Origin of the sequence: Thalassovita mediterranea (genome assembly GCA_019448215.1) — a bacterium.
In the GTDB taxonomy this organism is placed as follows: Bacteria; Pseudomonadota; Alphaproteobacteria; order Caulobacterales; family Hyphomonadaceae; genus Henriciella.
In genome coordinates this window covers 2,534,984-2,560,561 of the sequence record CP080408.1, presented here as the reverse complement: position 1 = coordinate 2,560,561, position 25,578 = coordinate 2,534,984, and the positions used below count along the sequence as shown (strand labels likewise).

Sequence of the window (25,578 nt, the reverse complement as noted above, 5' to 3'; positions counted from 1 at the left end):
GAACTTCCCGCTTCAGTTTATCCAGCGCAGCGCACGCTTCAGCAGCCGGATTGTGCTGGCATGTAGCGCGTCACCAGTTTCTTTCGGCGCCTTTCCTGCGCATGCCCGCGCATACGTTCCCTCCAGAATGATACCCAGCTTGTAACAGGCCAGCACGCCGTACCAATGGATGTGGGTAAGATCGCGGTCTGATTGCGCTGCGTAATGCGCGATGAGCTCGTCCGCTGTTGGAAAACCTTCCCATGGTTGCACTGTCACCGTGCCACCTTCCTCGAGGTCTGCCTCATCAGGCCAGGTGGCCATGAGCCAGCCAAGGTCGAGAAGTGGGTCGCCAATCGTGGTCAGCTCCCAGTCGACAATGGCGGCAAGTTCCGGACGGTCATAGCGGTACATGACGTTATTGAGGTGGTAGTCGCCATGGATGATTCCGGGCTGGAATGTGGCTGGCCGGTTCGCCTCCAGCCAGTCGCCGACGCGGTTGACGCCCTCAATGTCCTTGCGCCCATCCCATTCGGGGACCTCAGCATAGCTCTCAAGCTGCGACTTCCAGCGGCTCACCTGACGCTCGAGATAATTATCCGGTTTGCCGAGGCCGGTAAGCCCGACTGCTTCATAATCGATCGCGCCGAGCGCCGCGATGCCATCGACGAGAGAAAGCCCCATCTGGTGGCGGAGGGTCGGTGAACTGACGAAAGGTTCCGGCAGGCCTTGTGATGGGGCATACCCATCGACGGGCTCCATCAGGTAGAACGCCGCGCCGAGCACATTTTCATCGCCGCAAGCCGCGATCAGTCCGGGGTGTGGAACATCAGAATCGGCAATTGCTGCGAGGACGCGCGCTTCACGCCGCATCGTCTCATTCGAGTTACCACGCAGCGACAAAGGCGGACGGCGAAGGACATAGGTGCGCCCTGCCCTGTCGAACTTCAGGAGGATGTTCTGCGTGCCACCGGCGAGACGGACGGCGTTTTCGATCGGGCCGCTGCCCAGCGACTGCTCGTCCATCCATGATGTAAGCCGCTGCAGGTCTACGCCAGTTTCCATGTTTCCTCTCCATGCATTCGTTTTCTTCTCAGGGCTGGCGCCCAGAATCGCGGATGACAAGCCTTCCCCACGGTACGCCAGTCCTTGAACCGGCATCAGCGTCCCGCCTTCGCGGCCCCGTAACGTGGCGGCATGATTGACTGACCCGGCCGCATGCCTCTCATTTCGGTCCATAATCAAAATCAGTGCGCGCCGAGCTGCCGCCAGAAAGGGACGGAAGACACAGATGAATCTCGATTTCTCAGATGAACAGAAACAGTTGCGCGATCAGGTGCGACGCTTCCTGAAGGAAAACTGCCCGCCAGCCACTGTGCGGGCCATTCTGGAAGGTGGCGACGCCTATGACGCAAAGCTCTATCAGGGTCTGGCTGACCTTGGCGTGCTCGGCGCGGCAATCCCGGAAGAATATGGCGGCGTTGGCCTCGGGCATCTGGAGCTTTGCGTCGTTGCAGAAGAGCTTGGCCGCGTCCTTGCGCCCGTGCCGGTCGCCTCGACGGTCTATCTTGGTGCAGAATGCCTGATGCAGGCCGGCAGCGAAGACCAGAAGCAGGAATGGCTTCCGAAGATCTCGGCTGGTGAGGCCATCGGTTGCTGGGCCATCAATGAAGGCAGCGGCCGCATGCAGCCTTCGAAAGTCGGCCTTACGTTTGATGGCAAGACGGTGTCCGGCTCCAAGGCACCAATCACGGATGGCGAGATTGCAGACTTTGCCATCGTACTGGCCAAGGAAGGCACTGAGCTGTCGCTCTGTCTCGTCGACCTTTCGGGCAGCGGCGTCACCCGCGAAACCCTCGATTCGATTGACCCGACGCGCGGACAGGCAAAGCTGACCTTTGACGGCACGCCGGCCACCCGTATCGGCAGCGCCGGCGATGGCTGGCATATCGCGACGCAGGTGATGGACCGCGCCGCGATCCTGATCGGCTTTGAACAGCTGGGCGGCGCCGACCGCGCGCTGGAAATGGGCCGCGACTACGCGCTGGATCGCATGGCCTTCGGTCGTCAGATCGGTTCATTCCAGGCCGTGAAACACATCCTCGCGGACATGTATGTCTCGGCCACGCTGGCCCGGTCCAATTGCTATTATGGGGCATGGGCGCTCTCCTCGAGCGCAGCAGAGCTACCGATTGCGGCAGCGACGGCCCGCGTTTCGGCAACCAATGCGTTCCAGCACTGCGCCAAGAACAACATCCAGGTCCATGGCGGCATGGGCTTCACCTGGGCGTTCGACTGCCACCTCTATTATCGCCGCTCCAATGCACTGGCCCTGACCATCGGCTCGCTCTCCACCTGGGAGAGCCTGCTCATCGAACGGATGAGCGCCGGAAATGTCGAAGCCGCCGCCTAGAAGGGAAGGAAAAAGACAATGGATTTCAACGATACACCGCAAGAAGCTGAATTTCGCAAAGAGGTCCGCAGCTGGCTCGATGCGAATGCCCCGAAACACCTCGAAGCCGAATTGAAGCGCGCAAGCTTCGGCTCTAACGGCCTTGAGAGTGAAGACCCGATCAAGGCGTCCAAGGCCTGGCAGAAGAAGAAGGCCGAAGCCGGATGGGCCTGCCTGCACTGGCCGAAGGAATATGGCGGCGGCGCACGCTCTGCCATGGAGCGCGTGATCTGGAGCCAGGAAGAAGGCCCTTATGCCGTTCTCTCCGGCCTGTTCACGATTGGCCACGGCATGTGCGGCCCGACCGTGATGGAATGGGCAAATGAAGAGTGGAAGGAACGCCTGCTGCCACCACTCGCAAGCGGCGAGGAAGTCTGGTGCCAGCTCTTCTCCGAGCCGGCCAGCGGCTCTGACCTTGCGGGCCTGCGCACCAAGGCAGTGAAAGCCGACGATGGCTCAGGCGACTGGATCATCAATGGCCAGAAGATCTGGACCAGCGGCGCGCAAAACTCTGACTGGGGCCTGCTGATTACCCGTACCGACCCGGACGTGCCGAAGCACAAGGGTCTCACCATGTTCTTCCTGCGCATGGACAGCCCCGGCGTGAAGGTCGTGCCGATCAAGCAGGCGAACGGCGCATCGGGCTTCAACGAGGTTTATTTCGACGATGTCCGCATTCCTGACGATCAGCGCCTTGGCGATGTTGGTCAGGGCTGGAAGGTCTCGCTCACCACGCTGATGAATGAGCGCCTTTCCATTGGCTCTGGCATGTCGACGGGCTTTCCGGAGCTGTTCAAGTTCTGCATGGACATGGAAATCGACGGCGAAGCGGCGACCGCCGATTCAGGCGTTCGCTCCAAGCTCGCACAGTTCGCGGTCAAGCAGAGCGGCCTCAAATATACCGGCATGCGCGCAATCTCAGCGCTCTCCAAAGGCGAGACGCCGGGGCCGGAAAACTCCATCGGCAAGCTGGTGGCGGGTGCCACGATGCAGGAGCTTGCCATGTATGCGCTCGACCTTCAGGGCGAAGCTGGCGTCGTCTGGAACGAGGACAGCCCTCAGAATGGCCGCTTCCAGGCCATGCTGATGCGGTCACCGGCGACGCGGATCGAAGGCGGGTCTGACGAGATCCTGCGCAACATCATTGGCGAACGCGTGCTTGGCCTGCCGGGCGATATCCGCGTCGACAAGGACGTTCCGTTCAAGGAAATCCCGACAAGCGGAAAGGCGAAAGCATGAGCTATCCCCTGCCAAACAATTCGACCGACCTTTCCGGACAGGTCGCGCTGGTCACCGGCGCATCCTCCGGCCTTGGTCTTCGCTTTGCCAAGGTTCTCGCCAGTCAGGGCGCCAAGGTCGCGATCGCGGCCCGCCGTCTCGACCGGCTTGAAGCGCTGGCAAAGGAGATCGAGGAGGCAGGCGGCACCGCCCTGCCCGTCCAGATGGACGCGACCGATGCCGACCAGATGGTCGCCGCTGTCGCCAAGGCTGAAGAGACCCTCGGCACTGTCACCATCCTCGTCAACAATGCCGGTATCCCGGACGCCCAGCGCGCCCACAAGATGGATATCGAGCTGATCGACCGCGTGCTGGACATCAATGTGCGCGCGCCGTTCGTTCTCAGCTGTGAGGTGGCTCGCCGCCTCATGGCTGCGGACAAGCCGGGTCGGATCGTCAATATCGCCTCCGCCGCGGCCTATCACTATGCTGGCAATGGCGCCGCGCTCTATTCGGTGTCCAAATCCGCCGTCGTGCGGATTACCGAGACGCTATCGGTGGAGTGGAGCCGCAATCACATCAACGTCAACGCCATCGCGCCGGGCGCCTTCGAGTCCGAGATGATGGACGGCATGCTGGAGCGGATGGGCGACATTGCCCAGCACTTCCCGCGCAAGCGGATCGGCAATCCGGCCCAGCTGGACGCTGCGCTCCTGTTCCTGGTCGGCCCGTCTTCAGATGCCGTCACAGGCACCTGTATCCGCGTCGATGACGGTCAGGGCTCACGCTAGCCTCGAAGGGAGAAACTCCATGTACGATTACAAGACGATCAGCGTCGAGGTGCGCGGTGGCGTGCACTATCTGACACTCAACCGCCCGGACATGCTGAACGCCATCAACACTGAGATGGTGGGTGAGCTGTCGGACTATTTTGGCGGGCTGTTTCACAATCGCGATTGTCGCATCGTCGTGATGAAAGGGGCCGGGCGCGCATTCTGTGCTGGTCTCGACATCAAGGCACGCGGTGAAGGCGAGTCGCCATTTGGCGGCGGATTTGGCTTCCAGGGCTATCTCGCGGACGTCTACATCAAGATGCGCCGTTGCCCGCAGCCGATCATCTCACTGATCCAGGGCGCAGCCTGCGGCGGCGGCTTTGCCTTCGCGCTTGCCTCCGACATCCGTATCGGCGGCGAAAGCATGAAAATGAATGCCGCCTTCATCAAGCTTGGCCTCTCAGCCTGCGATATGGGCGTCAGCTATTTCCTGCCGCGCCTTGTCGGAGTGACGATTGCGTCCGAGCTGATGATGACCGGCCGCTTCATTCATGCTGACCGCGCGCTCGCCGTTGGCCTCGTCAACCAGATCGTGCCGGACGCCGAGCTTGATTCGGCGGGCGAGGTTTTCGTCGAAGAGATGCTGGCGACCTCGCCAATGGGCCTCCGCCTCACCAAGGAAGGTCTCAACATGGCGGTTGATGCGGCCAGCCTTGAGGCGGCAATGGCGATCGAGAACCGGAATCAGGTGCTCTGCGCAGGCACGGAAGACGTTAAGGAAGGCATGCAGGCCTTCATTGAAAAGCGTAAGCCTGTCTACAAGGACGCCTAGTGAAAACCCACTGCAGACGGGGTTTTTCGATGGTGACTGGACTATTGTGAATCCCAGCGGGATTTTCGTTAATCCTTTTACGACGCATTAACCATTCCGACTCATACCTACACTCGTCTTCTTTGGAGACACCCACCATCACCCAACGCCTCGGCGGGAGATTTTCAGTCTCCCGCCCTTTTTTTGTCAGGCGCTGCAGCGGGGTGTTTGACACGCGCGTTTGCTCTGGTATTGGAGCCGTCTCGCAAGTGATCCGCGATAGCTCAGTTGGTAGAGCAGGCGACTGTTAATCGCCCGGTCGTAGGTTCGAGTCCTACTCGCGGAGCCACTTCCCCCCTTACAATTTGTTTTGTTGCTGGTGCGGGCCTGTCAGGGCTTGCAGGCGCTTACGCCGAGCACAGGTATGACCGTGCGCCAGCCTTCGTCGGCGGTGATGGTCAGGCGGCCATCCTCAATGCGCTGACCACCCTGCAGCTCTTCACCAGGCTGGAAGCTGACAAGCACCTGCTGGCCAGTGGGCGTCAGGAAAGCCTGCTCCGTCATGAACTGGCCGAAGATGGTGCCGCGATTGGCCGTCTGGACCGCATCCACCGTTTCATTGGCGATGATCATGCGCGCCTGGCCGCTCGCTGCGCGCTGGAAGAAGATGAGCCGATCAGGCTGCGTCTTGCTCCAGAGGAATAGGCCGCACTCATTGCTGGCGAGAGTCTGCGCTTGCAGGCCCGCCTGGGGAATGACACTCACAGCTGGCGCGAGCCCCTGCGCGGCCAAAGCTTCGTCAGCGGCTGAGCGTTCCACAGGTGCTGCCTGAGGCGCAGACGCGGTATCTGCCGCCCCCACACTTTCGCAAGCGGCAAGCGCCATGAGGCCCGCCAGAACGGCAAGCGAAGTTGCAATTCGGTTCATTGTGCCCCCTGCCCTGAGCCGCCTGTCTCGCGAATGAAGGTCCAGACGCCATCGCGGCGATTGAACCCTGCGCTTGCGAGAAGCGATTCGATCTCATCATCATTCGTGTTGGCGACGACCTTGATCTCTGATCGTCCATAGAGCGTCGCCTCTGCAGCGACGGCCACTGTGTCACCGGTCGGGCCGGACCCGTTCATGTCGATATTGAAGGCCCCATCGACACAGTCCAGCGTGCCGGAAAGCTCGGAAAATTCGCGGCCAAATTGCTGCGCAGCGATAGACAGCGTGTCTGAACTCAGTCGCCCGGTCGCGGACGTGCAGCGATTGCCCTCGATACGAAGCGCACCCTGCGAGAGGCGGAAGACGCCGCCAACAGCGCGCACTTCCGGCGAAAGGCTCTCCATGGCGGAGATCCGTTGCTCGATCCGCAGATTGGAGGCGCTGACCGTATCGCCGCTGATGCCGACGGTCCCGGCGCCGCGTCCACCTGCACCGCCCCACTGGAAATCGACTTTCGGCTGCAGGGTGATGAGCGAGGCTGGCTGCAGCGCGACATCAATGTCGCCGACCGGCTGGCCATTCAGGTAGACGCCCATTATGCGGCCATTCCAGATGGTGCCCTCAGACTGGGTCCAGTTCACGCCCATGGCATTCAGCGGAAGCTGGCGAAGCGCAAAGCCGAGCGGAATTTGCGATGCCCCTGCCCAGATCAGCGCGACAAGGGCGGCAATGATCAGAAAGACGCGCATCTCTGCTCAGCCCCCTGCCACGACATCGATGGTCGCGCGCACACGCTCGCCCGAAGACTGGTCAATGCTCATACGCTCAATCCGTCCACCGAGGCGGTTCTCCACCTCGTTCATCCAGTAATATAGTTGGCGCGCATCAGCTTGCTCGAAAACAAGCGAGAAACGTCCCGCGTCCCCGCCCTGCAGGCGCGAGATGGCAAGGCCCGCGCTTTGCGCGGCGCGCGTGACTTCGGTCTTGAACGCGTCGCCGGTATAAGGCGCGCGGCCCGCAGATGTGACGCCAGCCGAAAGCGGCATCTGCGCCCGCTGGACCGCAAGAAGGCGCTCCACCTGCGCCAGGTCAGATGCGGCCCGCTCACGATCGAGGCGTGCATCCGCCCGCGCCGTCAGAAGCGGCGAGACAATGCCGTACCAGACAATCAGGATCGCCAGCAGCGCGCCTGCTGCGCCGATCAGCAGCTGTTCGCGAAGGGTGAGCCCCGTCCACCAGTTCTTCATGATGCGGCTCCCTCAATCGTGAGCTCGGCGAGGACCTGATCGCCGGTCTGGCGCGCCTGGCCGAATGTCACGCCAAGCCCTGCTGTTTCAAGCTGTGCGGCAATGGCATCCGCCTCGGCATAGTTGGAGATGAGCACAAGCGCTGTGAGCTGGCCCGTGGCGGCGTCATAGCGAAGCGTGCGGATCTCGGCGCCCTCAGCCGCTGACAGCGCCTGATATAGCGCAGCCGACGCGATGGTCGGGCGCACGGACGCGGTGCCGATGCGCTGGGTCTGGCGAAGCTGCGTCAGCGCGGCGTCGACATTGCCGTTGGACGACGGCACGGCGGTTGAGATCAGGTCCACCGTCTGCGTCCGCAAGGCGTCTGCCTGACTGCGATAGGCGGCGGTTTCAAGGCCCACGCTGGCCAGCCAAAGTATAGCGGTAGCAGCCGCGAGCAGCCCGACGAATCGCCAGCGACTGGCGCTTTCCAGACCCATACGGCGGCGACGGGCATAGACGCCCTGACGAAGCGAGATGATCGAGCCGGGCTCAGCGGTCTCGTAAACGTCGGCCAGGGTTTTGAGATAGGCCTCTCCGGTGAGAGCGCCTTCGCCCGCAGGTGTGGTCCCGAGCCGCCTCGCGAGCGCCGCGCCGTGCACCCTGCCCTGCGCTGGGGCCAGCAAGCGGAGGACATCGTCAGGTATCGATGCATCGACCGCAAAGGCACGCCCATCCCGGCGCAACAGGATCTCATCCGGCGCTTCGAAAGCGTCGGCATCCTCCGGCATGAGGCTGTGGGCGCAGACGACATCGCAAGTGCCAAGCTGGTTGGCTGAAAGCCACGCCATCCAGCCAGCCATGTCGCTCGCAGAGGTCACCAGCACGTCGCGCGTGCCGTCTTCAGCGGAACGGCCGACAGCGATATGAAGCCGGTCAACAGGCTCTGCCACATCATCCTCAACGGCATAGAGCGCTGCCTGACGCACTTCGGCAGGACGCGTAGCAGCAATCTGGACCGTGTGGCGGGTGACGGCCGTGCCCGGCACAATCGCGACCGGGAAGAAGTCATCAGCGTCTTCCGGCGCCGTTTCAGCAAAGCGCCAGATGCCGTTCGTATGCCACCCGAAAAGCGGGGCATCGGCCTCAGAGGCGGGCATGAGGATGTAGAGATTGGCCACGATCTATCCTTTACGCTCCCGCCATATCGTCTCGATACGCTGGGCGCCATCACGGCGATACATGATTTCCACTGTGCGGCCCGTGCCTGCAAAGTCGATCGCGGCGTCTACGCGGACATATTCAGATTGAACCGACAGCATGTCGCTGCGCCGGAGCTCTGGCGAGATTTGCTGGACAGCCGGTTCAGCGAGAAAGGCCTCGACGTCCGGCCAGCCGCCGACGGGCCGCTGGAAGATGAGGTCTCTCGCCGCCTCGACGCTCAGCGCACCAGAGAAGGCCAGCGACAGGAGCGGCGCCTGTTCACCGGTCAGCGTGTTGATGTTGAATGATGGCTCATCCGTGCCCGGCAGCGCGCAGACCAGCGGCTCCAGCGTCTCCATCACGTCCGGCGTGTAGTAGCGCACGGCGCGAAGCTCTGACACGTCGATCATCGGGGTGCCCGGCGTGCGGTATTGGAGGCCCGGCGAGGCATAATAGGCATTCTCCGCCCCGTTCAGCCCGGGTGACTGGTCTGCATCGATCCAGTCGGCCGCGCTGTAGACGAGGCCCGTAAGATTTGGGTCATCGACCTCGGCAAGCTCCAGCAGGCTTTCATAGTCCTCTGGGGCATTCGGGCCGCTCACACCTATGGCGTCGTCATCTGGGCGTGCCGCAGCCGTGCCGAGACGGTTTATATTGAAGCAATTGCCGCCGTCGCTGGCGCGCATCGTGATTTCGCCGCCCTCTATTGGAAAGCGCACAGGCTCGGCAAAGCCCGGCATGTCGGCGGACAGGTGTCCTTCGCTGGCAGTAAACATCTCCTCGATCAGGGCACGGCCGACCTCCTCAGAGGCTAGCGCGAGCCAGTCGGCCTGACTGGCGGCGTCGATGGTGCGCGCTCGGGTCGTTGCCGACATGACGGCGGCGCTGAGCGTCACGGCCACGGCAGACATGGCCGCGACGATCATCAGCACGGTGACAAGGGCCACGCCCTCTTCGGATTTCCTTGCGTGGTGGTTCATGTACCCACCCCGCCCGCGAGGCTGGAAATGAGGAGGGTCCTCTGGTCATCGAAGCGGATTTCCATGTCGATCCGGTCCGGAAGCCCTGTGCTGGCGCCGCCTGCCGCGCTTTCCCAATATAGCGACATCTCATCACCGCGCCAGAAGGTGAGGTTCACAGTCTCAATACCCGTCAGCAGGACCTGCCGGGCGGTCGGCGTTGCCTCAATCGGGTCTGGCCGCAGCGCCGCGATACGGACAAGCTCGCCATCGGGGGTCAGCTCGTAGCGGATGTATTGAAGGCCAGAGCGCGCCTCTGCCTGCTCCGGATTGATCCAGCCATTGCGGACAAAGCTGATCAGCGCGTCCGTCTGCGAGGTTTCGCCGCCTGTAAGCCCCATCGGCCCACCTCGGCCGCTTGCGCTCTCGGCCGCGCGTGGTGTCGCCGCCTCAAGGTCACCGCGGATATAGGCCTGCGCCATGTCGAGCGAGCGGATATAGGCTTCGCGCTCACGGACCTGTTTGCCCGCGCTCGTCGCGCCGAGCAGCATGCTGCCCCCCGCCACCGCCATGATGGAGAGGATCAGCAGCGCCACCAGCGTTTCGACCAGCGTGAAGCCTGACTGAGAGGATGTGAGGCGTTGGGTCATTCCTCGCCCCCCTCGTCTTCCGGTGTATCCGGGGTCGTTACCTGCGCCGGAACAGCCTTCAACGTCATGAGCCGGGCGAGGACTTGCTCGCGCCCTTCCTCGCGCACATTCACCTCAAAGCGGAACAGCGTCTGGCGGTCTGTCGGATAGACGATAAGGTCCCATTCAAAAGGCCGCCCCATCTGCACTTCGGTGCCCTCTGACAGGCCAAGCTCTATCGGTTCACGGCTTGAGACCGCACGCGTGAGTGCGTTCTCTGCGGTCGTGCGGGCAAGCAGGCGCGCCTCGAGGCGGCCAGTGTTCTGGACGGCGTTCGTGGCAAGCTGCATCAGCGGGATCGCAGCCAGCGACAGGATACCGAGCGCGGCAACCGTCTCGACAAGGCTGAAGCCCTGCTGGCGCTTTGTTTGGAATTTAGAGGTCCGCGTCATTGGCGACCTCTCCGTCAGGGTTGAGCTCGACACGCTCCGACCAGCCCTGCCAGCTGACGCCGAGCGTAACCGGTTCAGCACGTCCTAGCGGATTGAAGACGATACGTTCCGGCGCAGCTTGCCCTGCCCTGCGCTGGTCCTCAGGCGGCAGGATTTCGACAGCGACACCCTCGGGCAAACGAAGTGCGCCGCCCTGAAGAGGAAGCCATTCTTCGCCCGTCCAGCTGAGCAGTTCGAAGCCAGTTTCGGTCTGTTGCAGTCCGATCACTTCGCCCGTCAGGACGGCGCGGTCCTGCGCCTGCATCAGCGCGGCTTCAACCTCGCGCAGCACACGTGCCTCTGGCCGCTCACGCGGCGGTAGTGTCATGACCGCGACAGTGGTCGCAAGGCCGATGATGAAGATCACCATCATCACTTCGACCAGCGTCATCCCGGCATCGCGCCGGATCAGGTGAGCGCGCGGTGCCAGCAAGCGCTAGCTCCAGTTTCCGATGTCTGCGTTCTCGTCTTCGCCGCCTTCCTGGCCATCCGCGCCGAGCGAATAGAGGTCATAGGCACGGCCAGACTTGTCGCCGGGGCGCTCATAGACAAATGGGCGGCCCCATGGGTCGAGCGGGATGGAATTGACGTACCCACCAGTGCGGTAAGTGCCCGCAGCGCTCGCCCCGTCCGGCTCGTTCACCAGGGCATCGAGGCCCTGCTGCTGGGTCGGATAGTCGTACATGTCGAGGCTGTACTGCTCGAGCGCATTAGTGAGCGCCGTGATATTGGTACGCGCGGTCTTCACCTGCGCGTCGGTGCGGGCGCCGAGCACATTGATCAGGACAACGGTCGACAGAAGGCCGATGATGAAGACGACGACCATGATCTCGGTCAGTGTGAAGCCAGCTTCTTTCGATTTTGGCTTTGAGCGTGCCTGACGGTGTTTTCTCGCGAACATGAGTTTTGTCTCCGTTGGCGCTAGCCGATGGCCAGCTGGTTGATCTGAAGAATGGGCAGCATGATGGAGAGGACGATCAGCGCGACGATGCCCGCCAGGATCACGATCATGATCGGCTCCAGCAGGCCGAGTGCGACGGTCGAGGCGTTGTCGAACTCATCCTCAAGATAGTCGGCCGCGCGTTCCATCATGCCGGCAAGGTCGCCGCCGCGTTCGCCGCTCGCGACCATGTGTAGGAGGATTGGCGGGAAGACGCGCTCGGCGCGCATGGCGCGGGCAAGGCCGGTGCCCTCCTCTACGCGGCGTCTTACTGACAAGGTTGCTTTCCGGAACACGGCGTTCGACATCGCGCCGCGCGCTGCGCTCAGGCAATCTGGCACCGGCGAACCAGACGCAGAAAGCGTCGCGAATGTGCGTGCGAAAGCAGCGGCGGAGACGCCGCGCGACAGCCGCCCGATGATGGGCAGAGACAGAATGAACCGGTCACGTGCTTCAGCCACATTTGGCTGACGAAAGAGGCGCCGCAGGCCCCACACGCCAGCAATGAGAAGGAGAAGAACGACGATCCCCCACTGGCGGAGAAAATTCGAGACGCCAATGACGGCTTCGGTGAGCCAGGGAAGGTCCTGCCCCAGCGTGTCGAACTGCTCGACGATGGCGGGAACGACGAAGACCATGAGAAGCGTCACGACGATCAGCGCGATGACACCGAGAACAATGGGATAGATCAGCGCCGACAGGATCTTGTTGCGCATCTTGCGCGACTTTTCGAGGTGGACGGCAAGACGCTCCAGCACCTCGTCCAGCCGGCCTGACGACTGCCCTGCCGACACGACAGCGCGGTAGAAAGGCGGAAAGGCTTTCGGCGCGGTGTTCAACGCTTCGGGCACAGAATGACCATCGGTGATGGAGGAGCGTACGCCGAGGAAGACCTTGCGCGTGGCGGGCTTTTCAGCCTCCGCCGCGACGGAGCCGATGGCTTCCTCAACTGGCGTTCCCGCTTTGACCAGAAGCGCCAGCTGGCGCGTCGCGATGACAAGGTCACTACCTGCGAGTTTCTGGTCATGGCCCGTCGCTGACGTGCCTTCACGGACCTTCCGGCTTTCAGCAATCGAGAGCGGAGAGAGCTGGCGCAGCCGCAGTTCCTTGCGGGCCGCGCGCGCCGAGTCGGCGGTAATGACGCCGCGCGTCTTCTTCCCGTCCGTTCCGATCGCCTGATAGTCAAAGACAGCCATGATCAGGCGTCCTCATCCTTGCGGCAGACCCGCAGGACTTCCTCAACGCTGGTCTGGCCGGTCGTGACATAACGCGCCGCATTGCGGAACAGCGTGTCATGGTCAGCGAAGGCACGCGCTTCCAGCTCGTCCTCGGACACGTCCTCGCGGATGAGGCGGCGCATCTCCTGATCAACCAGCAGGAGTTCGTAGACACCGAGACGCCCCTGATAGCCCGTTTGGGCGCAAGCCATGCAGCCGCTCGGACGGTAGAAAGTGTGCGCCTCGTCTGCCGGGATCGCGAACATCGCCTTTTCTTCGGGCGTCGCCTCATGCGGGGTCTTGCAGGTATCGCACAGCTTGCGGACGAGGCGCTGGGCCAGGACGGCGCGCATCGTGGCGGCGAGCACATAGGGCTCGATCCCCATATCGCGCAGGCGCTGGATCGCGCCCACCGACGAGTTGGTGTGCACAGTCGAGAGGACCGGACGGCCCGTGGACGAGAACTCGAACGCGACCTTGGCCGTCTCGAGGTCGCGAACCTCCCCTACCATGACGACATCTGGGTCGTGGCGAAGGATTGCGCGTAGCGTCGCGGCAAAGGTCAGACCGACCTTGTGGTGCATCTGCGTCTGGCTGATGCCTTCGAGGCCGTACTCGATCGGGTCTTCCAGCGTCATGACATTGCGCTGGCCATTATTCAGGACCGACAGCGCCGAATAGAGCGTGCTCGTCTTGCCGGAGCCGGTCGGCCCGGTGACGAGCGTGATGCCGTTTGGCTGGGCAAGGACCGTTCTGAAGCGGGCGAGCGTCTCCGGATCCATGCCAAGCTCATCGAGGCCCAACAGTGCGTTGCGCGTATCGAGAAGGCGCATCGTCACCCGCTCGCCATAGCGCGATGGAAGCGTTGAGACGCGCACGTCGATGGACCGCCCACCAATGGAAAGCGAGATACGGCCATCCTGCGGGATGCGTTTCTCTGCGATGTCGAGACGGGCCATGACTTTCACGCGGCTGGTCAGCGGCGCGGCTAGTTTGCGCGACGGGGTCAGAACTTCCTGCAGGACACCATCGATGCGGTAGCGGACCGAAAGATTGTCCTCGTGCGGCTCAATATGGACGTCCGACGCACGGCGTTTGACGGCTTCATAGATGAGACCGTTGATCAGGCGCACGACCGGCGCGTCATCATCGCCGTCGAGCAGGTCCGCCGTCTGTGGAATATCATCGATCAGGGAATGGAGATCGCCATGGCTGTCCATGGCGTCGGCTTCCTCATTCTCGATAGCGCTGCGGGCATAGGCTTCTGAGAGCTCGCGCTCGAAACGCCCTGCATCGAGCGAGGTGAAACGCAGCGGACGGCCGAGCGCCCGGCGCGCTTCGATGATGGCCATCGGGTCTACGCCCGCCCGCACGCCGAGGCTGATCGCGCCGTCCTCTTCGCCCATGACCACGAGGCCTTTGTCCTTTGCAAAGGCATAGGTCAGGCTTCGGGTTTCGGTCGATGTCTCGCTCATCTCTACTCAATCTGCAGGCAGCAAGCCTGCCGCCGGTCTATTCGCTCGTCTCTGGGGGCCCGAGCACTTCATCAAGGAAGGTATCGAGGGTGATCTCGCCCTCCTGCGCCCGCAGCAGCTCCTGCGCGCGGATGTAATTGTAATTGCGCGCGGTGACGGTCTGGGCGTCGCCCCGGCTGCGCACGATGGTCGGCTTGATGAAGATCATCAGATTGGTGCGGGTATTGGAGCGCCCTTCAGACTTGAACAGGTTCCCGGCAACCGGAATGTCGCCGAGGAATGGCACCTTGGAATTGACCGTAGAGTCCGTCTGCTCGATCAGGCCGCCAAGCACGATGATCTCACCGTCATCGGCCAGAAGGCTGGTGCGGAACTCGCGCGTGTTCAGAATGATGTCGGGGGAAAAGCCGCCGCCGATGAAATCATCGACGCTGGAGACTTCCTGATAGATATCGAGACGGATTGTACTGTCGGAAGAGATGCGCGGCGTGACTTCGAGTTTTACGCCAACCTGCTCTCGCTGGACGGTGCGGAACGGGTTGGAATTGTCATTGCCCAGAACTTCACCAGAGGTCAGCGGCACGTCCTGACCGACGAGGAGCGATGACGTCCCATTATCAAGGGTCATGTTGAAGGGCTTTGAAAGAACACGCGAATTTGTGTCCTGCTCAACCGCATTGATGATTGCGCCAAACAGCGTGTCGCCATCCTGCCCGCCGATGCCGAGAACGCTGCCATTGACGCCCAGCAGCGAATTGATCGCCGCATTGGTGAACTGGTTGCCGCCGTCGCCGCCGCCAATATCAGGGTCGATGATCGCACCCGCCAGCGCCAGCAGGTTCGGCGCGGAGCGGGAGAAATTCGTCGAGGCAAACGGCGTGGAGCTGTCGCCCGTGCCGGACAGCAGGAACTGCACACCAAGTTCGCGGGCGGTGTCGTCCGACATCTCGACAATGATCGCCTCAACAAGGACCTGCGCGCGGCGCTGATCGAGCGCATCAACAACGCGCTCCATCGCCAGAAGCGTGTCCGGCGTTGCGCTGATAACGAGGGAGTTCGACTCTATATGCGCAGCGATCGTTGCCGGTGGGGCCGCATTCTCTGCCGGGCCACGCTGGTCTGCCATCGTCGCGGCAAGCGATTCCAGAACGGGCGCGATCTCTTCCGCGGTCGCATTGTTGAGAGAAATGACACGGATATTGTCACGCGTCGGCTCTGCGGCGTCGAGTTCTGTTGCGACCTGTACGGCGCGTGCGACCGTCGGTGCGTCGCCGCGGATGATGACCGAGTTGCTGGTCTGCGAGGCCGTCACTTCAAAGTTCTCGCGGACATTACCGTCCTGCGTGCCGAGAAGATTGACGAGGATCGTCTCCATCTCACGCGCGGGGACACTTTTCAGGGATATGGTCCGCAGCTCTGACCGGTCAGCGCTGTCGAGCGACTGAATGACTTCACGGATGCGCGGCATGTTCGAGGCATAATCGACGACCACGACAGAGTTGGACCGCGCATTCGCGACCACCTGGCCTTGCGCGTCGATGATCGGTTTCAGCATCTGCGCCACTTCAACGGCGCCAAAACTGTCGAGAGAGAAGACCTGCGTAACGAAAGCGTTGGGCCCGCTCGCCGGACCACCTGCCTCACCAACCGCAAGCGCCTCTGGCACCACGCGGTAGACGCCGCGCCCCGCCGGAATGGCTGCAAAGCCATTGACGCGCAGGGTGGAGAGGAAAACCTCGAACACCTCGTTCGTCGTCATCGGGGTTTGCGACAGGACGGTCACACGCGTGCGCCCGACATCCGGGTGCAGGATGAAGGTGTAGCCGGTGATCGTCGCGACATCGTCGATCAGCGCGGTGATCTCGACATCATCAAGGCTTAGCACGTGGCGCCCGCCCTGCGCGTCTGCTGGCATCAGCTGCACGCCGAGCCCGAGCACGGCAATGGCCGCGAGGAGTTTCTTCATGACGTCATCCCTCCTCGAAACGAATGTCGAGATCTTGTGTCGCCCCGCCCCGCAACACTGTCACACTGACAGTCTGCGCCGAACTCAATTCCGCAGCGAGGGCTGCAGTGTCGAGGTCGCGGACAGGTTTCTGGTTAATACGGATCAGGCGGTCGCCCGGCTGGAGCCCGGCCTGTTGCATGAGGTCCGGGCTATTGCGCGGCTGCAGGACGAAGGCCTCGACCACGCCATTGGACATGTCCGCGGCCGGATTGAGGCTGGCGAGCAGTGTCCGCGCACTGACGCCCGGTTCAAACAAGGGGGTACGCGCGGCAACCGTCGTGGAAGGCTCTCCGGCAACTTCAGCGGCATCGCCAATGACGGACAGGCCTGCTTCGCGGCCACCGCGCATGAGTGTCTCATCAGTGCCATTGCGCGAGATGATGACCCGGTCGCTGAGGACTCGCACAAGTTCTGTGCCCGGAATGATCTCATCGCCCGGCTGGAAGCGCTGGGAGCGATTGTCGGGCGTCACGATCGTCGCCGAATCCGCAGCCGGGTCGGTCGACATGAAGATGGCTGCTAACTTGAGGTTCAGCGTCGTCTCTGGCGCGTCTGGCACGGCGCTTGGCGCGCGGCCGGATGAGACGAACGGGTTGGTTGTCATCAGAAGGGAAAGATCGCCGCGAACATTGGACCGCGTCACCTGCTGGATCGGCGCGGGCAGCGGCCGCACCGTCAGCGACGACACCGCATCCGATGGCGCTATGAGCAGCCAGCCAATGCGCGCGACCAGCATGGCCATCACGATGACGAGGACGAATTGCAGCACGGTGCGCACGCCATCGAGCAGGCGTCCGGCATTGTCCGGCAGCGAAAATCGTCCCTGTAAATCCATACCATCCCTCAATGGTCCGGGGGCAGGATCAACCTGCCCCCGTTCCCGTATATCTCAACTGGTACGTGTTGAAAGCCTGCGCGGGTGCTGCGCAGCTCACACGTACAGTCTAGAAGCGGCGCTTCAGGCCAAAGCCGATGGACGTGCCGAGGTCATAGACATCGACATCCACGCGGTCGCCGCCAGCGGTCTGGTAGGCTTCATAGGAGTCGCCGAACAGGTTCTCGACCTTGACCGAGAACTCATACTCACCGCCCCAGGCCATGAAGCCCTGGTTCCAGACGATATCGACGGTGACCGGCGGCTCTTCGATGATCGCCGGAATGTTGAGCGCAAGCGCCTCGCCAGAACGGATCCGCTCACTTGCATAGTTCACCAGAAGGCTGACTTCACGCATTGCGTCGACATCTTCATAGATGAGCTGGAAGTTGGCGAGATGCTCTGACTGGCCCTGAAGCTGGCGGCCATCCTCAATGAGGCCGGCGCCCGGCAGCAGGAACGGCTCCGGGTCAAGCGGCTGCTGGTTGGTGACAACGCACTCATCTTCGAACCGGGCACAGAACTCTGCGCTGGTCAGGCCGAGGTCGTTCGGGTTGCGGCCAGCCGACACTTCGGAGTCAGACCAGGTGTAGTTGGCCTTCACCGTCAGGTCGCGGTCGCGGAAGAAGTCCCAGCCGAACTGGTCGAACAGCGGCAGGCGCTGCTCATACTCGATCTCGGCGCCGTAGAGCTCTGCACTTGGCACGTTGATAAAGGTCGTCTTCGGCGTGTCACCGGTGCGCTGGTTGATCTCCTCGATCGGGCGCGTCATGTCCTTGTAGAAGACGCCGAGCGTCAGGAACTGGTCCCTGCCGAAATAGTATTCGCCGCGAATGTCATAGTTCTTGATTTCGGCGTTCACGAGGAACGGGTTACCGAGGAAGTTCACATCGGTTTCAGTGTTGAGGAATTCCGTCGGTGCCAGCTCGCGAAATTGCGGGCGAGTCAGCGTTTCGGAATAACCAGCGCGGACCTGAAGGTCATCAAACGGGTTCCAGGTAATGGTTGCCGCCGGCAGCACGTCTTCGGTGTGCTCACAGCTGCTGTCGGGCTGGCGTTCGATACAGGCCTCAACGAAGTTGGTTGATGGATCTGCACCGATGACCAGCGTGTCGACGACCTCAATCGCGCGCTCATAACGGGCACCGATAGCGCCGCGCACGTACGGCGTGATCTGCGTGTCGAGACCGACATAGCCGGCATCGACTTCAAGCGTTGCCTGATAGCGCTCCGGGAAGGCGGAGCCGCCGATGGAGCTGACATCAAGTTCGCCTGTGCCTGCGAGCGCATTGAACAGGTAATCGATACGCGTGCTGGAGGTTGGCAGGCCTTCGATCGCGAACAGGCGCGAGGTCGCGGTCCGGTCATTCTCGACATAGGCATAGCCGGCGCGAAGGTCGGTTTCGCAGAAGAAGTTACAATCGCTGCCGCCAAAGGTCAGCGGAAGCTCGAAGTCGATACCAAGGTCGCGTGAGCTGTCATCGATGCGGCTGAAGCCGAAGGTCGTGTCAGCTGCGTTCGACAGGGTCTGCAGGCCGTTGCCGGAATCCTGATACAGGATGTTGAACTGGTACGGCGCATCGCGAAGCGCTTCGGAATAGGACGCGCGCCACTCGACTTTCAGGTCCATGAGGCCCGGGAAGTAGTGCTCACCGGCGAGCTGCGTGGTCCAGAGCTGGCGCTCGAACCATTCGATCGCATCATCGCGCTCAAAGTTGTCGTCGAAGTCGACGCCCTGAACGGTGCGTGCTTCCTTGTCTGACGACCGCACGATGAGCGCCGTGCCCTTGACCTCGTGATTGTCGTATAGGTCAAAGCCGATCGTTGCGAACCCGTTCACATCGACGGAGTTTTCCGTCGAATAGAAGTCATAGTTGAAACGCTCGGAAAGGCCGGTGCCTGCGCTGTCGGCAAAGCCGCGCGTGCCCTGGCGCGTGCGCCATGCATTCGAGTAGGACGCTGCCACGAGAACACCCATGGAGATGTCCTGGTTCAGGTCATAGCGGTTACCGCCAGACAGGCTGAAACCGACATCAGCCGGAACCGTGCCTTCCTGAATGATAAGGAGGCTTGAATTGTCCGTCAGGGCGCGGGCGAAATCTGCATCGACGCCGGTTTCCGGAATGGTCGGCATGTCGCGCTCGGATCCGGAGAGGCCGAGGAAGTCCTGGTCGGTGCCATCATAGAGAAGACCGTCCTGGAAGGTTGTTTCAGTGTCACCGGACACCGAAGCAGAGATCTCGAAGAAAGCTTCGTCCGGAACCGCCTTGGTGCGGATGTCGACGAGACCGCCGCCAAATTCACCCGGCAGCTGCGGCGAGAATGTTTTCTGGACCAGGATGCTTTCGAGCACAGAGGTCGGGAAGAGATCGAGCGGAGCCACGCGGCGCAGCGGCTCAGGGCTCGGCAGAGGTGAGCCGTTCAGCGTGGCGCTGGAATAGCGCTCATTGAGACCGCGAACATAGACGAAGCGGTCCTGCGCGGTTGAGATACCTGCGACACGCGCAAGCGCTGCGGCTGCGTCGCTATCACCGGTCACCTGAAAATCGCCGGCGTCGATGAGGCTCGACACCTCAGAGGTCGAGCGCTTCTCATCCGGAATGAACTGGCCGCGAACGACGACGCTTTGCTGGCGAAGCTCTTCAGCGGACTCTTCGTTTGCAGTCGTGTCCTGGGCGGTGGTGTCCTGCGCGACCGAAACGGAAGCGAGACACGCTGCGGAAGCACCGGCCAGCAGTGCGAAGCGCAGGTAATTAGCGGGTTTATTCATGACTTCCCCCTCGGGCTGAGAGGCTCCCCTCTCGAATGTGCGACAGAATGTGATGAGGCAGGGCAGCCCTTTTTGAAGGAAAACTGCCCTGCCCCGAACTTTGGATTGAACCTAGTTGGTGGTTTCGGCACCCGTGATGTCGACCGTCCAGCCGCGGAACCAGGTGTCGTTTGCGTTCGCAACGGCACCGATGTGCGTGGTGGTCTGGAGGTTGCCGATCCCGCCGACTGCGAACGGCGTCACACCAAGCTCTGCGCTGCCCGGCACGACACCGGTTGCGTTCGGCACGAAGGTGAAGCCGCTGAGGCTGTTGGTGCCGGTGACGATGTTGTCGCCAGCTGCGAAAGCAGGCGTGCCTTCGTTCGTGCCACCTGGGCGGTCGCTATCGGTCGCGAAGTTCTCGGCATTGTCGAGGAAGAGCGACTTGATGCGCAGCGTACCGTCACCGAAGTTGGTGTAGGTCTGTGAGCTGTCGACATCGAGGCCAACTGACCAGTCAGCGATGATGCCGTTAGCGATCACGCCGCGCGTACCCCGGCGAAGGAGGACACCCTGCTGGGTGGCTGCGTCACCGGAATTGATCAGCGTGAAGTTCGACAGGTTCGGCGCCGAGAATGGCGTCTTGTCATTGTCGCCGTCACGGTTGTCAGCTTCGATGCCGCGCGGGTCACCCGACATGTCTGGCGAGACGCCCGGATAGACGATCGCGTACTGCACGGAGCCCGTCCAGCCATCGGTCCAGTCGAGGGAGTCGTCGCCGACACCGGTCACGACCACGTGGTCAGCAGAGACCGTGCCGCCGAACCATTCGATGCCATCGTCAAGGTTGTTGGCAACCTGAACATAGCTGACTTCCGTGCCGCTGCCGACGCCCTGGAAGGCGATGCCGTTGAGCTCGTCTTCATTGGTGAGGCGGGTACCGGCATACTGGACGCGGGTGTAGCGAAGACGGCCGCTGTCATCGTTTGCGGTGGCGCCGCCGAAGAGGCCAGAGGCACCTTCACCGGACTTCTCACAGCTGACCGTGCCGCCGGTTGCGCCAGCGTCGATACAGGCGTTGATCGGCGCGCGGCCATTGATGACGATACCGCCCCAGATACCCTTGGTGGACGCTTCGATCGTGGATGGGTTTTCAATCGCGCTCTTCGCGGTGAACACCACAGGCGCGTTTGCCGTGCCGTTGGTCACAAGGCGCGAACCGCGGCGAACGATGAGGTACGCGTCGGCGTCAGCACCGACAACCGTAACACCCGGCTCGATGGTGAGCGTTGCGGAGACGCCGCCCGGCACTGGCGAAGCAGGGTCTGGACCAAGGTCGACACCGACACCCACAACACCGTCGAGCTCATAGATGAGCTGGTCGCCATTGGAGAGGGTGAGGTTCGAGGTCAGGTTACCGCCCGGGACCAGACAGAGCGTCTTGCCGTCAAGCGTGCCACTCTCAGTCGTGCCGGTCGGGCAACCAACTGGCGCGAACAGCGTGCCGGTCTTGGCGAAATTCGCCCAGTTGTTGGAGACCGTCTCATTGGCAGAAAACGCGCCGACATAGTTGACGTTGTCGAAGAAGGCATTGCCATTCAGCGCGTTCGAACGCGGAACGTTCTGCTCCTGCGTGCCCGGGAAGAACCGGTTCTGCAGGGAGTTCTCGCCGCCACGGATATTGTTGGCTGCAGCGTATGCTGGCAGCGGGCCGTCATCGCTATCGGTTGCGAGCGTCTGGGCTGCATCAATGAAGAGCGAAGCAACGGTCAGCGTGCCATCGTTCAGGTTGGTGTAAGTCTGGCCGCTATCGATATCGAGGCCTGGCGTGAAGCCGCCCGAAACGATGCCGTTGACCACGGTACCGCGGGTACCACGGCGAAGCAGGATACCTGCCTGATTGCCCTGGGTGCCGATGAGCGTGAAGTTTGACAGGTTCGGCGCCGAGAATGGCGTCTTGTCATTGTCGCCGTCGCGGTTGTCGGCCTCGATGCCGCGCGGGTCGCCAGAAGATGGCACGTCAGAGTAGACGACCGCGTATTGCAGGTTGCCCTGCCAGCCATCGGTCCAGTCCAGCGAATCGTCGCCAGCGCCCGTCACTACGACGTAGCGTGCGTTCACGGTGCCACCGAACCATTCGATGCCGTCATCGAGGTTGTTGTGGACCTGGACGTGGGAGACTTCGGTTGCGTTGCCAACACCTTGGAAGGCAATGCCGTTGAGCTCGTCTTCATTGGTCAGGCGTGCGCCTGCGAACTCGACGCTGAGATAGTTGATCTCACCGGAGTCGTCGTCGGCGTCAGCGCCGCCGAAGAGGCCCGAAGCGCCTTCGCCAGACTTCTCACAGCTTGCCGTGCCACCGGTCGCGGTGGAGTCGATACAGGCGTTGATCGGCGCAGAACCGTTGATGATCAGGCCACCCCACTGTGCGTTGGTCGAATTGTCGATCAGGCTGGAGCCGACTTCCTCATCGTTGATGGCCGCGCGGGCCGTCATGCGGACGACGCCGGTCTCTGTGCCGTTCACATCGATCTGCGAACCACGGTTGATGACGATGTAGTCGTCGGAGCCGTCGCCCGTGCCGTCGACAGCAGCACCGAAGAGGCGCGCGCCTTCACCGATGGTCAGGGTTGCAGAGGTGCCACCGTCTTCACCGATGAACACAGCGCCGCGGATAGCGACAGCGACGCCGGCCGGGATGTTCACATCCTGGGTGATCGTGGTGTTCGAGCCAGCTGCGTCGCCAATGGCGCACACGTCCATGCTGGAGAAGCCCTCAGAGGCGATCGCTGGCAGCGTGATTGAAGTCGTGCCGGTCGGGCAGCCAGCAGCTGGAACAAGCTGGATGGTGGAAGATGGCGGAGGTGGTGGGGGCGGCGAAGTTGGCGGCGGAGGTGGTGGAGGAACGGCCGGAGCGCCAGGTGAAGAAATGCTGGTGTCCGAACAGGCCGCAACGGCGAGCGCGAGAACGCTCGTCGTGAAAGCCAGACGCAAGGTGTTCGCCTTTTTCATAAGAAGCCCCCTTCAGGGTTAACTGAGTTCAATCACGTGGATCGGAAACTCAGCCCCTGCCGACTCCCGATCTCGGGGGCGCTATGACACACCTCAAAGACAGTAATGCGACATCACAAAAGCTTCACACGACTGTCACGGACGTGACACACACGAATAAATACAGAATACTCATGTATTCGCTCATATTCGAACACGCTCGCTCTTGCTTCGATAGAATACCTATCGAAAAGCAGGCGCTCGGGGCTTTATCTCGACTACCCATGTCGCCAAGCGACGTCCGCAAGCACTTCAAAATCTCTTTACCCACATAACAAAAAGGGCCGCACGAGGCGGCCCAGTCTGGATTGTCCACAGATTTGGCTCTGGAACGGGGGAGACTTTCGGGCGCGGCGCTAATCTGCAGCATCCGTTGAAGGCGCGCCGCCTTCAACCGTCCCGACGCCCGCAAGCGCGGCATCTAGTGAGATCATCATCAGCTCTCCCTCACGAGAGAAAAACAGGATTGATCCGTCCCCCGACATTCCGGCGCCGAAATCGATGCCGGGCGTATTCACCGGCTCACCAAGATTTTGCGGCGCACCCCAAACCCCATCGGCGCCGCGCTCGGCCGTCCAGATGTCGACACTGCCGAGCTTCGGCGTGCGCGCACTATAGAAGAAGATACGCCCGCCATCAGGGGTAACGGCGAGGTGAGCCTCGGCCCGGAACGTGTTGAAGGCGTCAGGCATGGCAGAGACGGTCCATTCGCCTGCCGACTCGTCAAAGCTCGCCTCGAACATGTCGTGGCTGCCTTTGCTGTCATAGCCATTGTCAGTGAAATAGAGCCGACCCTGGCTATCCATTGCAGGGTTCAGCTGATCAGCGCCGGAATTGACGGAAGCGGGAAGCGGTTCAGGTTCACCCCAGCCGTCTTCGCCTGGCGCCACGCGCCAGATGTTGGCGTCGCGCTGGCCGCGCTCGAAGATATCTTCGTCAGATGCGTAGTAGAGCATTCCGTCAGAATGACTGAAGGACGGCGTGGTCAGCTTCTTGCGCGATGGAAACTCGAGCTTCGATGGCTCAGACCAGCTACCATCGGCCTGCTTGCGCATCTCGAAGAGATAGGTGTCGTCGCGCGCCTCCTTCGCGAAGACGCGGATCATGCCATCGGGGGATTCAGTGAGGCTGTAGGCCCGCGTGAAGACAGTTGGCGCCTCCGCTTCGGGCAGAACCGGGGTGGGTGACTTGATCTCCGGAACCTTCGCACCGCAACCGGCCAGCAATACCAGACCGAACACCAGACCTAACCGCATGAAATCCTCCGCACGCAATACATTTCGTCGACCGCGCCTCCTAAACGCCGCACATGACGTTTTCGCAACAGGAACTGCAGTCACACACAAACGCACGGGTTGGAGAGTGGTGCCGGCAGAGGGACTTGAACCCCCGACCCCCTGATTACAAATCAGGTGCTCTACCAGCTGAGCTATACCGGCAACCCCTGCCCTTTACGCCGTGCCGCTGGGCGGGGCAAGATTCCTTTGCAAGGTCATCGCAGCGCCGGATTTTAACGTTTTTGGGCACCAAATCACCGCAAAGGCGTTGCCTAATCAGTGTTACAGCAAGGAGCACTGAGATGAAACGTCATATCCTGCCCTGCATGATGGGCCTCGCGCTCGCCGCCGGTCCCGCCTTTGCAGACGAGGCGCGCACCCCGCCGCCGTCAGAGCCTTACTATGCTCCGCAGCCGTCCGGCTGCGACCTTGTTCGCCTGAAAATCTATTTTGAGCCCGGCACCGCCACCCTCACACCTTTTGCGCGCGACGCGATCGGTCAGATCAGCGAGCAGCTGGCAGGCTGTTCGGTCCAGCGCCTCAACGCCACCGCCATTGCGGGCGACAGCTCAAGCGAGGCACCCGTGGTCGGCCTCGCCGAAGACCGGCGCAACAGTGTGATGAATGAGCTTCTCGCTCAGGGAATCCGCGCCTCCGACGTCGCGATCGACACCGATCTCGGTAACTCAGTGATGTCCCGAACGGTGGACATCGAGCTTCAGACCATTCCGGCCAGGGTTAGCTAGGCGCAACGCGCATTAACCATGGCCATAGGCCCCGGCATTGCAGAACATGCCGGGGCTTTTCTTGTCCTCAGTCCAGTTTCGACAGTACCGCGCACCCGGCGACGAAGGTCACCACAGTGTGCGATAGATCGACCAGCAAGCCGCCGGTCGAATGCCAGGGCGTATAGAAGAAGTCATACGCCATAAGCGGGATGCCGATCAGCAGCGACAGTTTCAGGCCGAACGATATCGCAGCCCCAAGGCCCGCGACGCTGCCTCTGCGCATCAGCCAGGCCAGCCCGAAGGACAGCACGACAGGCACCAGAAAGCCGCCCAGCATCCACATTGGATTGGCATCCTCCTGACGCTCGGTCGCGATGCCGCTTGCCGTCAGGAAGTTCATCGCGTCGCGCGCTTCATTGATGAAAATGCCCTGCGCATTCATGTAAACTTCGGCAAAGAACAGCCCGTACCAAAGAAAGCCTATAAAATAGATGACGATGGCTGAGACCAGGACGCCCACCAGATTGATGCCTGCAAGACGTGGCATTGTTTCCTCCTAAACCCGTTTCATTTTTTGTTCGCCGCGCCTAA

23 protein-coding genes and 2 tRNA genes are annotated in these 25,578 nt (G+C 61.9%); 6 read left to right on the top strand and 19 right to left on the bottom strand.

Annotated features, from left to right (window positions below; all coding sequences use genetic code 11):
- Window positions 1-12 precede the first annotated feature (12 nt).
- A complete protein-coding gene (locus KUV46_12545; protein ID QYJ00162.1) occupies window positions 13-1,140 on the bottom strand; it encodes a phosphotransferase family protein in 1,128 nt (375 codons plus the stop codon).
- Between the two features lie 130 nt (window positions 1,141-1,270).
- Between KUV46_12545 and KUV46_12540 the strand changes: the two genes are divergently transcribed.
- From KUV46_12540 to KUV46_12520, 5 genes are all read left to right on the top strand, one after another.
- Window positions 1,271-2,392 (top strand): acyl-CoA/acyl-ACP dehydrogenase, encoded by a 1,122-nt coding sequence (locus KUV46_12540; GenBank protein ID QYJ00161.1) that lies wholly within the window; start codon window positions 1,271-1,273, stop codon window positions 2,390-2,392.
- Window positions 2,393-2,410: 18 nt separating this feature from the next.
- Window positions 2,411-3,670 carry an acyl-CoA dehydrogenase family protein gene (locus KUV46_12535; protein QYJ00160.1) on the top strand — a complete coding sequence of 420 codons (1,260 nt, stop codon included), beginning with the start codon at window positions 2,411-2,413 and terminating at the stop codon, window positions 3,668-3,670.
- On the top strand, window positions 3,667-4,440 hold the full coding sequence (locus tag KUV46_12530; protein ID QYJ00159.1) for an SDR family NAD(P)-dependent oxidoreductase: 774 nt from the start codon (window positions 3,667-3,669) through the stop codon (window positions 4,438-4,440). Before KUV46_12535 ends, KUV46_12530 begins: the two co-directional genes overlap by 4 nt.
- Window positions 4,441-4,459: 19 nt before the next feature.
- A complete protein-coding gene (locus KUV46_12525) occupies window positions 4,460-5,254 on the top strand; it encodes an enoyl-CoA hydratase/isomerase family protein (protein ID QYJ00158.1) in 795 nt (264 codons plus the stop codon).
- Window positions 5,255-5,506: 252 nt separating this feature from the next.
- Window positions 5,507-5,582: transfer RNA gene (locus KUV46_12520), tRNA-Asn, on the top strand.
- Between the two features lie 41 nt (window positions 5,583-5,623).
- Here KUV46_12520 and KUV46_12515 read toward each other — a convergent pair.
- The 17 genes from KUV46_12515 to KUV46_12435 all read right to left on the bottom strand — a co-directional run bounded on the left by KUV46_12515 (window position 5,624) and on the right by KUV46_12435 (window position 24,421).
- Window positions 5,624-6,160: a hypothetical protein gene (locus KUV46_12515; protein QYJ00157.1), complete on the bottom strand. Its 537-nt coding sequence runs from the start codon at window positions 6,158-6,160 to the stop codon at window positions 5,624-5,626.
- Window positions 6,157-6,909 carry a type II secretion system protein N gene (locus KUV46_12510; protein ID QYJ00156.1) on the bottom strand — a complete coding sequence of 251 codons (753 nt, stop codon included), beginning with the start codon at window positions 6,907-6,909 and terminating at the stop codon, window positions 6,157-6,159. Before KUV46_12510 ends, KUV46_12515 begins: the two co-directional genes overlap by 4 nt.
- A gap of 6 nt (window positions 6,910-6,915) precedes the next feature.
- On the bottom strand, window positions 6,916-7,407 hold the full coding sequence (locus KUV46_12505; GenBank protein ID QYJ00155.1) for a type II secretion system protein M: 492 nt from the start codon (window positions 7,405-7,407) through the stop codon (window positions 6,916-6,918).
- On the bottom strand, window positions 7,404-8,567 hold the full coding sequence (locus tag KUV46_12500; protein QYJ00154.1) for a hypothetical protein: 1,164 nt from the start codon (window positions 8,565-8,567) through the stop codon (window positions 7,404-7,406). The genes KUV46_12505 and KUV46_12500 overlap by 4 nt, the downstream gene beginning before the upstream one ends.
- 3 nt (window positions 8,568-8,570) lie before the next feature.
- Window positions 8,571-9,569 carry a type II secretion system minor pseudopilin GspK gene (gene gspK / locus KUV46_12495; protein ID QYJ00153.1) on the bottom strand — a complete coding sequence of 333 codons (999 nt, stop codon included), beginning with the start codon at window positions 9,567-9,569 and terminating at the stop codon, window positions 8,571-8,573.
- Window positions 9,566-10,198 (bottom strand): type II secretion system minor pseudopilin GspJ, encoded by a 633-nt coding sequence (gene gspJ / locus KUV46_12490; GenBank protein ID QYJ00152.1) that lies wholly within the window; start codon window positions 10,196-10,198, stop codon window positions 9,566-9,568. Before gspJ ends, gspK begins: the two co-directional genes overlap by 4 nt.
- Window positions 10,195-10,629 (bottom strand): type II secretion system minor pseudopilin GspI, encoded by a 435-nt coding sequence (gene gspI, locus KUV46_12485; protein QYJ00151.1) that lies wholly within the window; start codon window positions 10,627-10,629, stop codon window positions 10,195-10,197. The genes gspJ and gspI overlap by 4 nt, the downstream gene beginning before the upstream one ends.
- On the bottom strand, window positions 10,613-11,101 hold the full coding sequence (locus tag KUV46_12480) for a GspH/FimT family pseudopilin (GenBank protein QYJ00150.1): 489 nt from the start codon (window positions 11,099-11,101) through the stop codon (window positions 10,613-10,615). The genes gspI and KUV46_12480 overlap by 17 nt, the downstream gene beginning before the upstream one ends.
- Window positions 11,102-11,104: 3 nt before the next feature.
- The gene (gene gspG, locus KUV46_12475; protein ID QYJ00149.1) at window positions 11,105-11,569 is read right to left on the bottom strand and encodes a type II secretion system major pseudopilin GspG; all 465 of its coding nucleotides are present in this window, start codon (window positions 11,567-11,569) and stop codon (window positions 11,105-11,107) included.
- Window positions 11,570-11,589: 20 nt separating this feature from the next.
- On the bottom strand, window positions 11,590-12,804 hold the full coding sequence (gene gspF, locus KUV46_12470) for a type II secretion system inner membrane protein GspF (GenBank protein QYJ00148.1): 1,215 nt from the start codon (window positions 12,802-12,804) through the stop codon (window positions 11,590-11,592).
- Between the two features lie 2 nt (window positions 12,805-12,806).
- Window positions 12,807-14,300 (bottom strand): type II secretion system ATPase GspE, encoded by a 1,494-nt coding sequence (gene gspE / locus KUV46_12465; protein ID QYJ00147.1) that lies wholly within the window; start codon window positions 14,298-14,300, stop codon window positions 12,807-12,809.
- Between the two features lie 37 nt (window positions 14,301-14,337).
- Complete coding sequence (gene gspD / locus KUV46_12460; GenBank protein QYJ00146.1) at window positions 14,338-16,266, bottom strand: type II secretion system secretin GspD; 1,929 nt, start codon at window positions 16,264-16,266, stop codon at window positions 14,338-14,340.
- Between the two features lie 4 nt (window positions 16,267-16,270).
- On the bottom strand, window positions 16,271-17,143 hold the full coding sequence (locus KUV46_12455; protein QYJ00145.1) for a PDZ domain-containing protein: 873 nt from the start codon (window positions 17,141-17,143) through the stop codon (window positions 16,271-16,273).
- Window positions 17,144-17,252: 109 nt separating this feature from the next.
- The gene (locus KUV46_12450) at window positions 17,253-19,952 is read right to left on the bottom strand and encodes a TonB-dependent receptor (GenBank protein ID QYJ00144.1); all 2,700 of its coding nucleotides are present in this window, start codon (window positions 19,950-19,952) and stop codon (window positions 17,253-17,255) included.
- Between the two features lie 111 nt (window positions 19,953-20,063).
- Entirely contained in the window at window positions 20,064-22,943 is a 2,880-nt protein-coding gene (locus KUV46_12445; GenBank protein QYJ00143.1) for a hypothetical protein, read from the bottom strand.
- 395 nt (window positions 22,944-23,338) lie between these two features.
- Window positions 23,339-24,238, bottom strand: coding sequence for a DUF5018 domain-containing protein (locus KUV46_12440; protein ID QYJ00142.1), 900 nt, complete (start codon window positions 24,236-24,238; stop codon window positions 23,339-23,341).
- A gap of 107 nt (window positions 24,239-24,345) precedes the next feature.
- Window positions 24,346-24,421: transfer RNA gene (locus tag KUV46_12435), tRNA-Thr, on the bottom strand.
- A gap of 140 nt (window positions 24,422-24,561) precedes the next feature.
- Here KUV46_12435 and KUV46_12430 point away from each other — a divergent pair.
- On the top strand, window positions 24,562-25,005 hold the full coding sequence (locus KUV46_12430; protein ID QYJ00141.1) for an OmpA family protein: 444 nt from the start codon (window positions 24,562-24,564) through the stop codon (window positions 25,003-25,005).
- A gap of 67 nt (window positions 25,006-25,072) precedes the next feature.
- Here KUV46_12430 and KUV46_12425 read toward each other — a convergent pair whose 3' ends face one another.
- A complete protein-coding gene (locus KUV46_12425) occupies window positions 25,073-25,534 on the bottom strand; it encodes a DUF1761 domain-containing protein (protein QYJ00140.1) in 462 nt (153 codons plus the stop codon).
- Window positions 25,535-25,578 lie beyond the last annotated feature (44 nt).

Bases quoted from the DNA above. Each gene is read 5' to 3' on its own strand.
- KUV46_12445 (QYJ00143.1), bottom strand. From the start codon at position 22,943: ATGAAAAAGGCGAACACCTTGCGTCTGGCTTTCACGACGAGCGTTCTC.
- KUV46_12505 (QYJ00155.1), bottom strand. From the start codon at position 7,407: ATGAAGAACTGGTGGACGGGGCTCACCCTTCGCGAACAGCTGCTGATC.
- KUV46_12430 (QYJ00141.1), top strand. From the start codon at position 24,562: ATGAAACGTCATATCCTGCCCTGCATGATGGGCCTCGCGCTCGCCGCC.
- KUV46_12425 (QYJ00140.1), bottom strand. From the start codon at position 25,534: ATGCCACGTCTTGCAGGCATCAATCTGGTGGGCGTCCTGGTCTCAGCC.
- KUV46_12440 (QYJ00142.1), bottom strand. From the start codon at position 24,238: ATGCGGTTAGGTCTGGTGTTCGGTCTGGTATTGCTGGCCGGTTGCGGT.
- gspG (QYJ00149.1), bottom strand. From the start codon at position 11,569: ATGTTCGCGAGAAAACACCGTCAGGCACGCTCAAAGCCAAAATCGAAA.
- gspI (QYJ00151.1), bottom strand. From the start codon at position 10,629: ATGACGCGGACCTCTAAATTCCAAACAAAGCGCCAGCAGGGCTTCAGC.
- KUV46_12525 (QYJ00158.1), top strand. From the start codon at position 4,460: ATGTACGATTACAAGACGATCAGCGTCGAGGTGCGCGGTGGCGTGCAC.
- gspE (QYJ00147.1), bottom strand. From the start codon at position 14,300: ATGAGCGAGACATCGACCGAAACCCGAAGCCTGACCTATGCCTTTGCA.
- KUV46_12535 (QYJ00160.1), top strand. From the start codon at position 2,411: ATGGATTTCAACGATACACCGCAAGAAGCTGAATTTCGCAAAGAGGTC.
- KUV46_12455 (QYJ00145.1), bottom strand. From the start codon at position 17,143: ATGGATTTACAGGGACGATTTTCGCTGCCGGACAATGCCGGACGCCTG.
- KUV46_12545 (QYJ00162.1), bottom strand. From the start codon at position 1,140: ATGCCGGTTCAAGGACTGGCGTACCGTGGGGAAGGCTTGTCATCCGCG.
- gspF (QYJ00148.1), bottom strand. From the start codon at position 12,804: ATGGCTGTCTTTGACTATCAGGCGATCGGAACGGACGGGAAGAAGACG.
- KUV46_12540 (QYJ00161.1), top strand. From the start codon at position 1,271: ATGAATCTCGATTTCTCAGATGAACAGAAACAGTTGCGCGATCAGGTG.
- gspK (QYJ00153.1), bottom strand. From the start codon at position 9,569: ATGAACCACCACGCAAGGAAATCCGAAGAGGGCGTGGCCCTTGTCACC.
- gspJ (QYJ00152.1), bottom strand. From the start codon at position 10,198: ATGACCCAACGCCTCACATCCTCTCAGTCAGGCTTCACGCTGGTCGAA.
- gspD (QYJ00146.1), bottom strand. From the start codon at position 16,266: ATGAAGAAACTCCTCGCGGCCATTGCCGTGCTCGGGCTCGGCGTGCAG.
- KUV46_12515 (QYJ00157.1), bottom strand. From the start codon at position 6,160: ATGAACCGAATTGCAACTTCGCTTGCCGTTCTGGCGGGCCTCATGGCG.
- KUV46_12450 (QYJ00144.1), bottom strand. From the start codon at position 19,952: ATGAATAAACCCGCTAATTACCTGCGCTTCGCACTGCTGGCCGGTGCT.
- KUV46_12530 (QYJ00159.1), top strand. From the start codon at position 3,667: ATGAGCTATCCCCTGCCAAACAATTCGACCGACCTTTCCGGACAGGTC.
- KUV46_12510 (QYJ00156.1), bottom strand. From the start codon at position 6,909: ATGCGCGTCTTTCTGATCATTGCCGCCCTTGTCGCGCTGATCTGGGCA.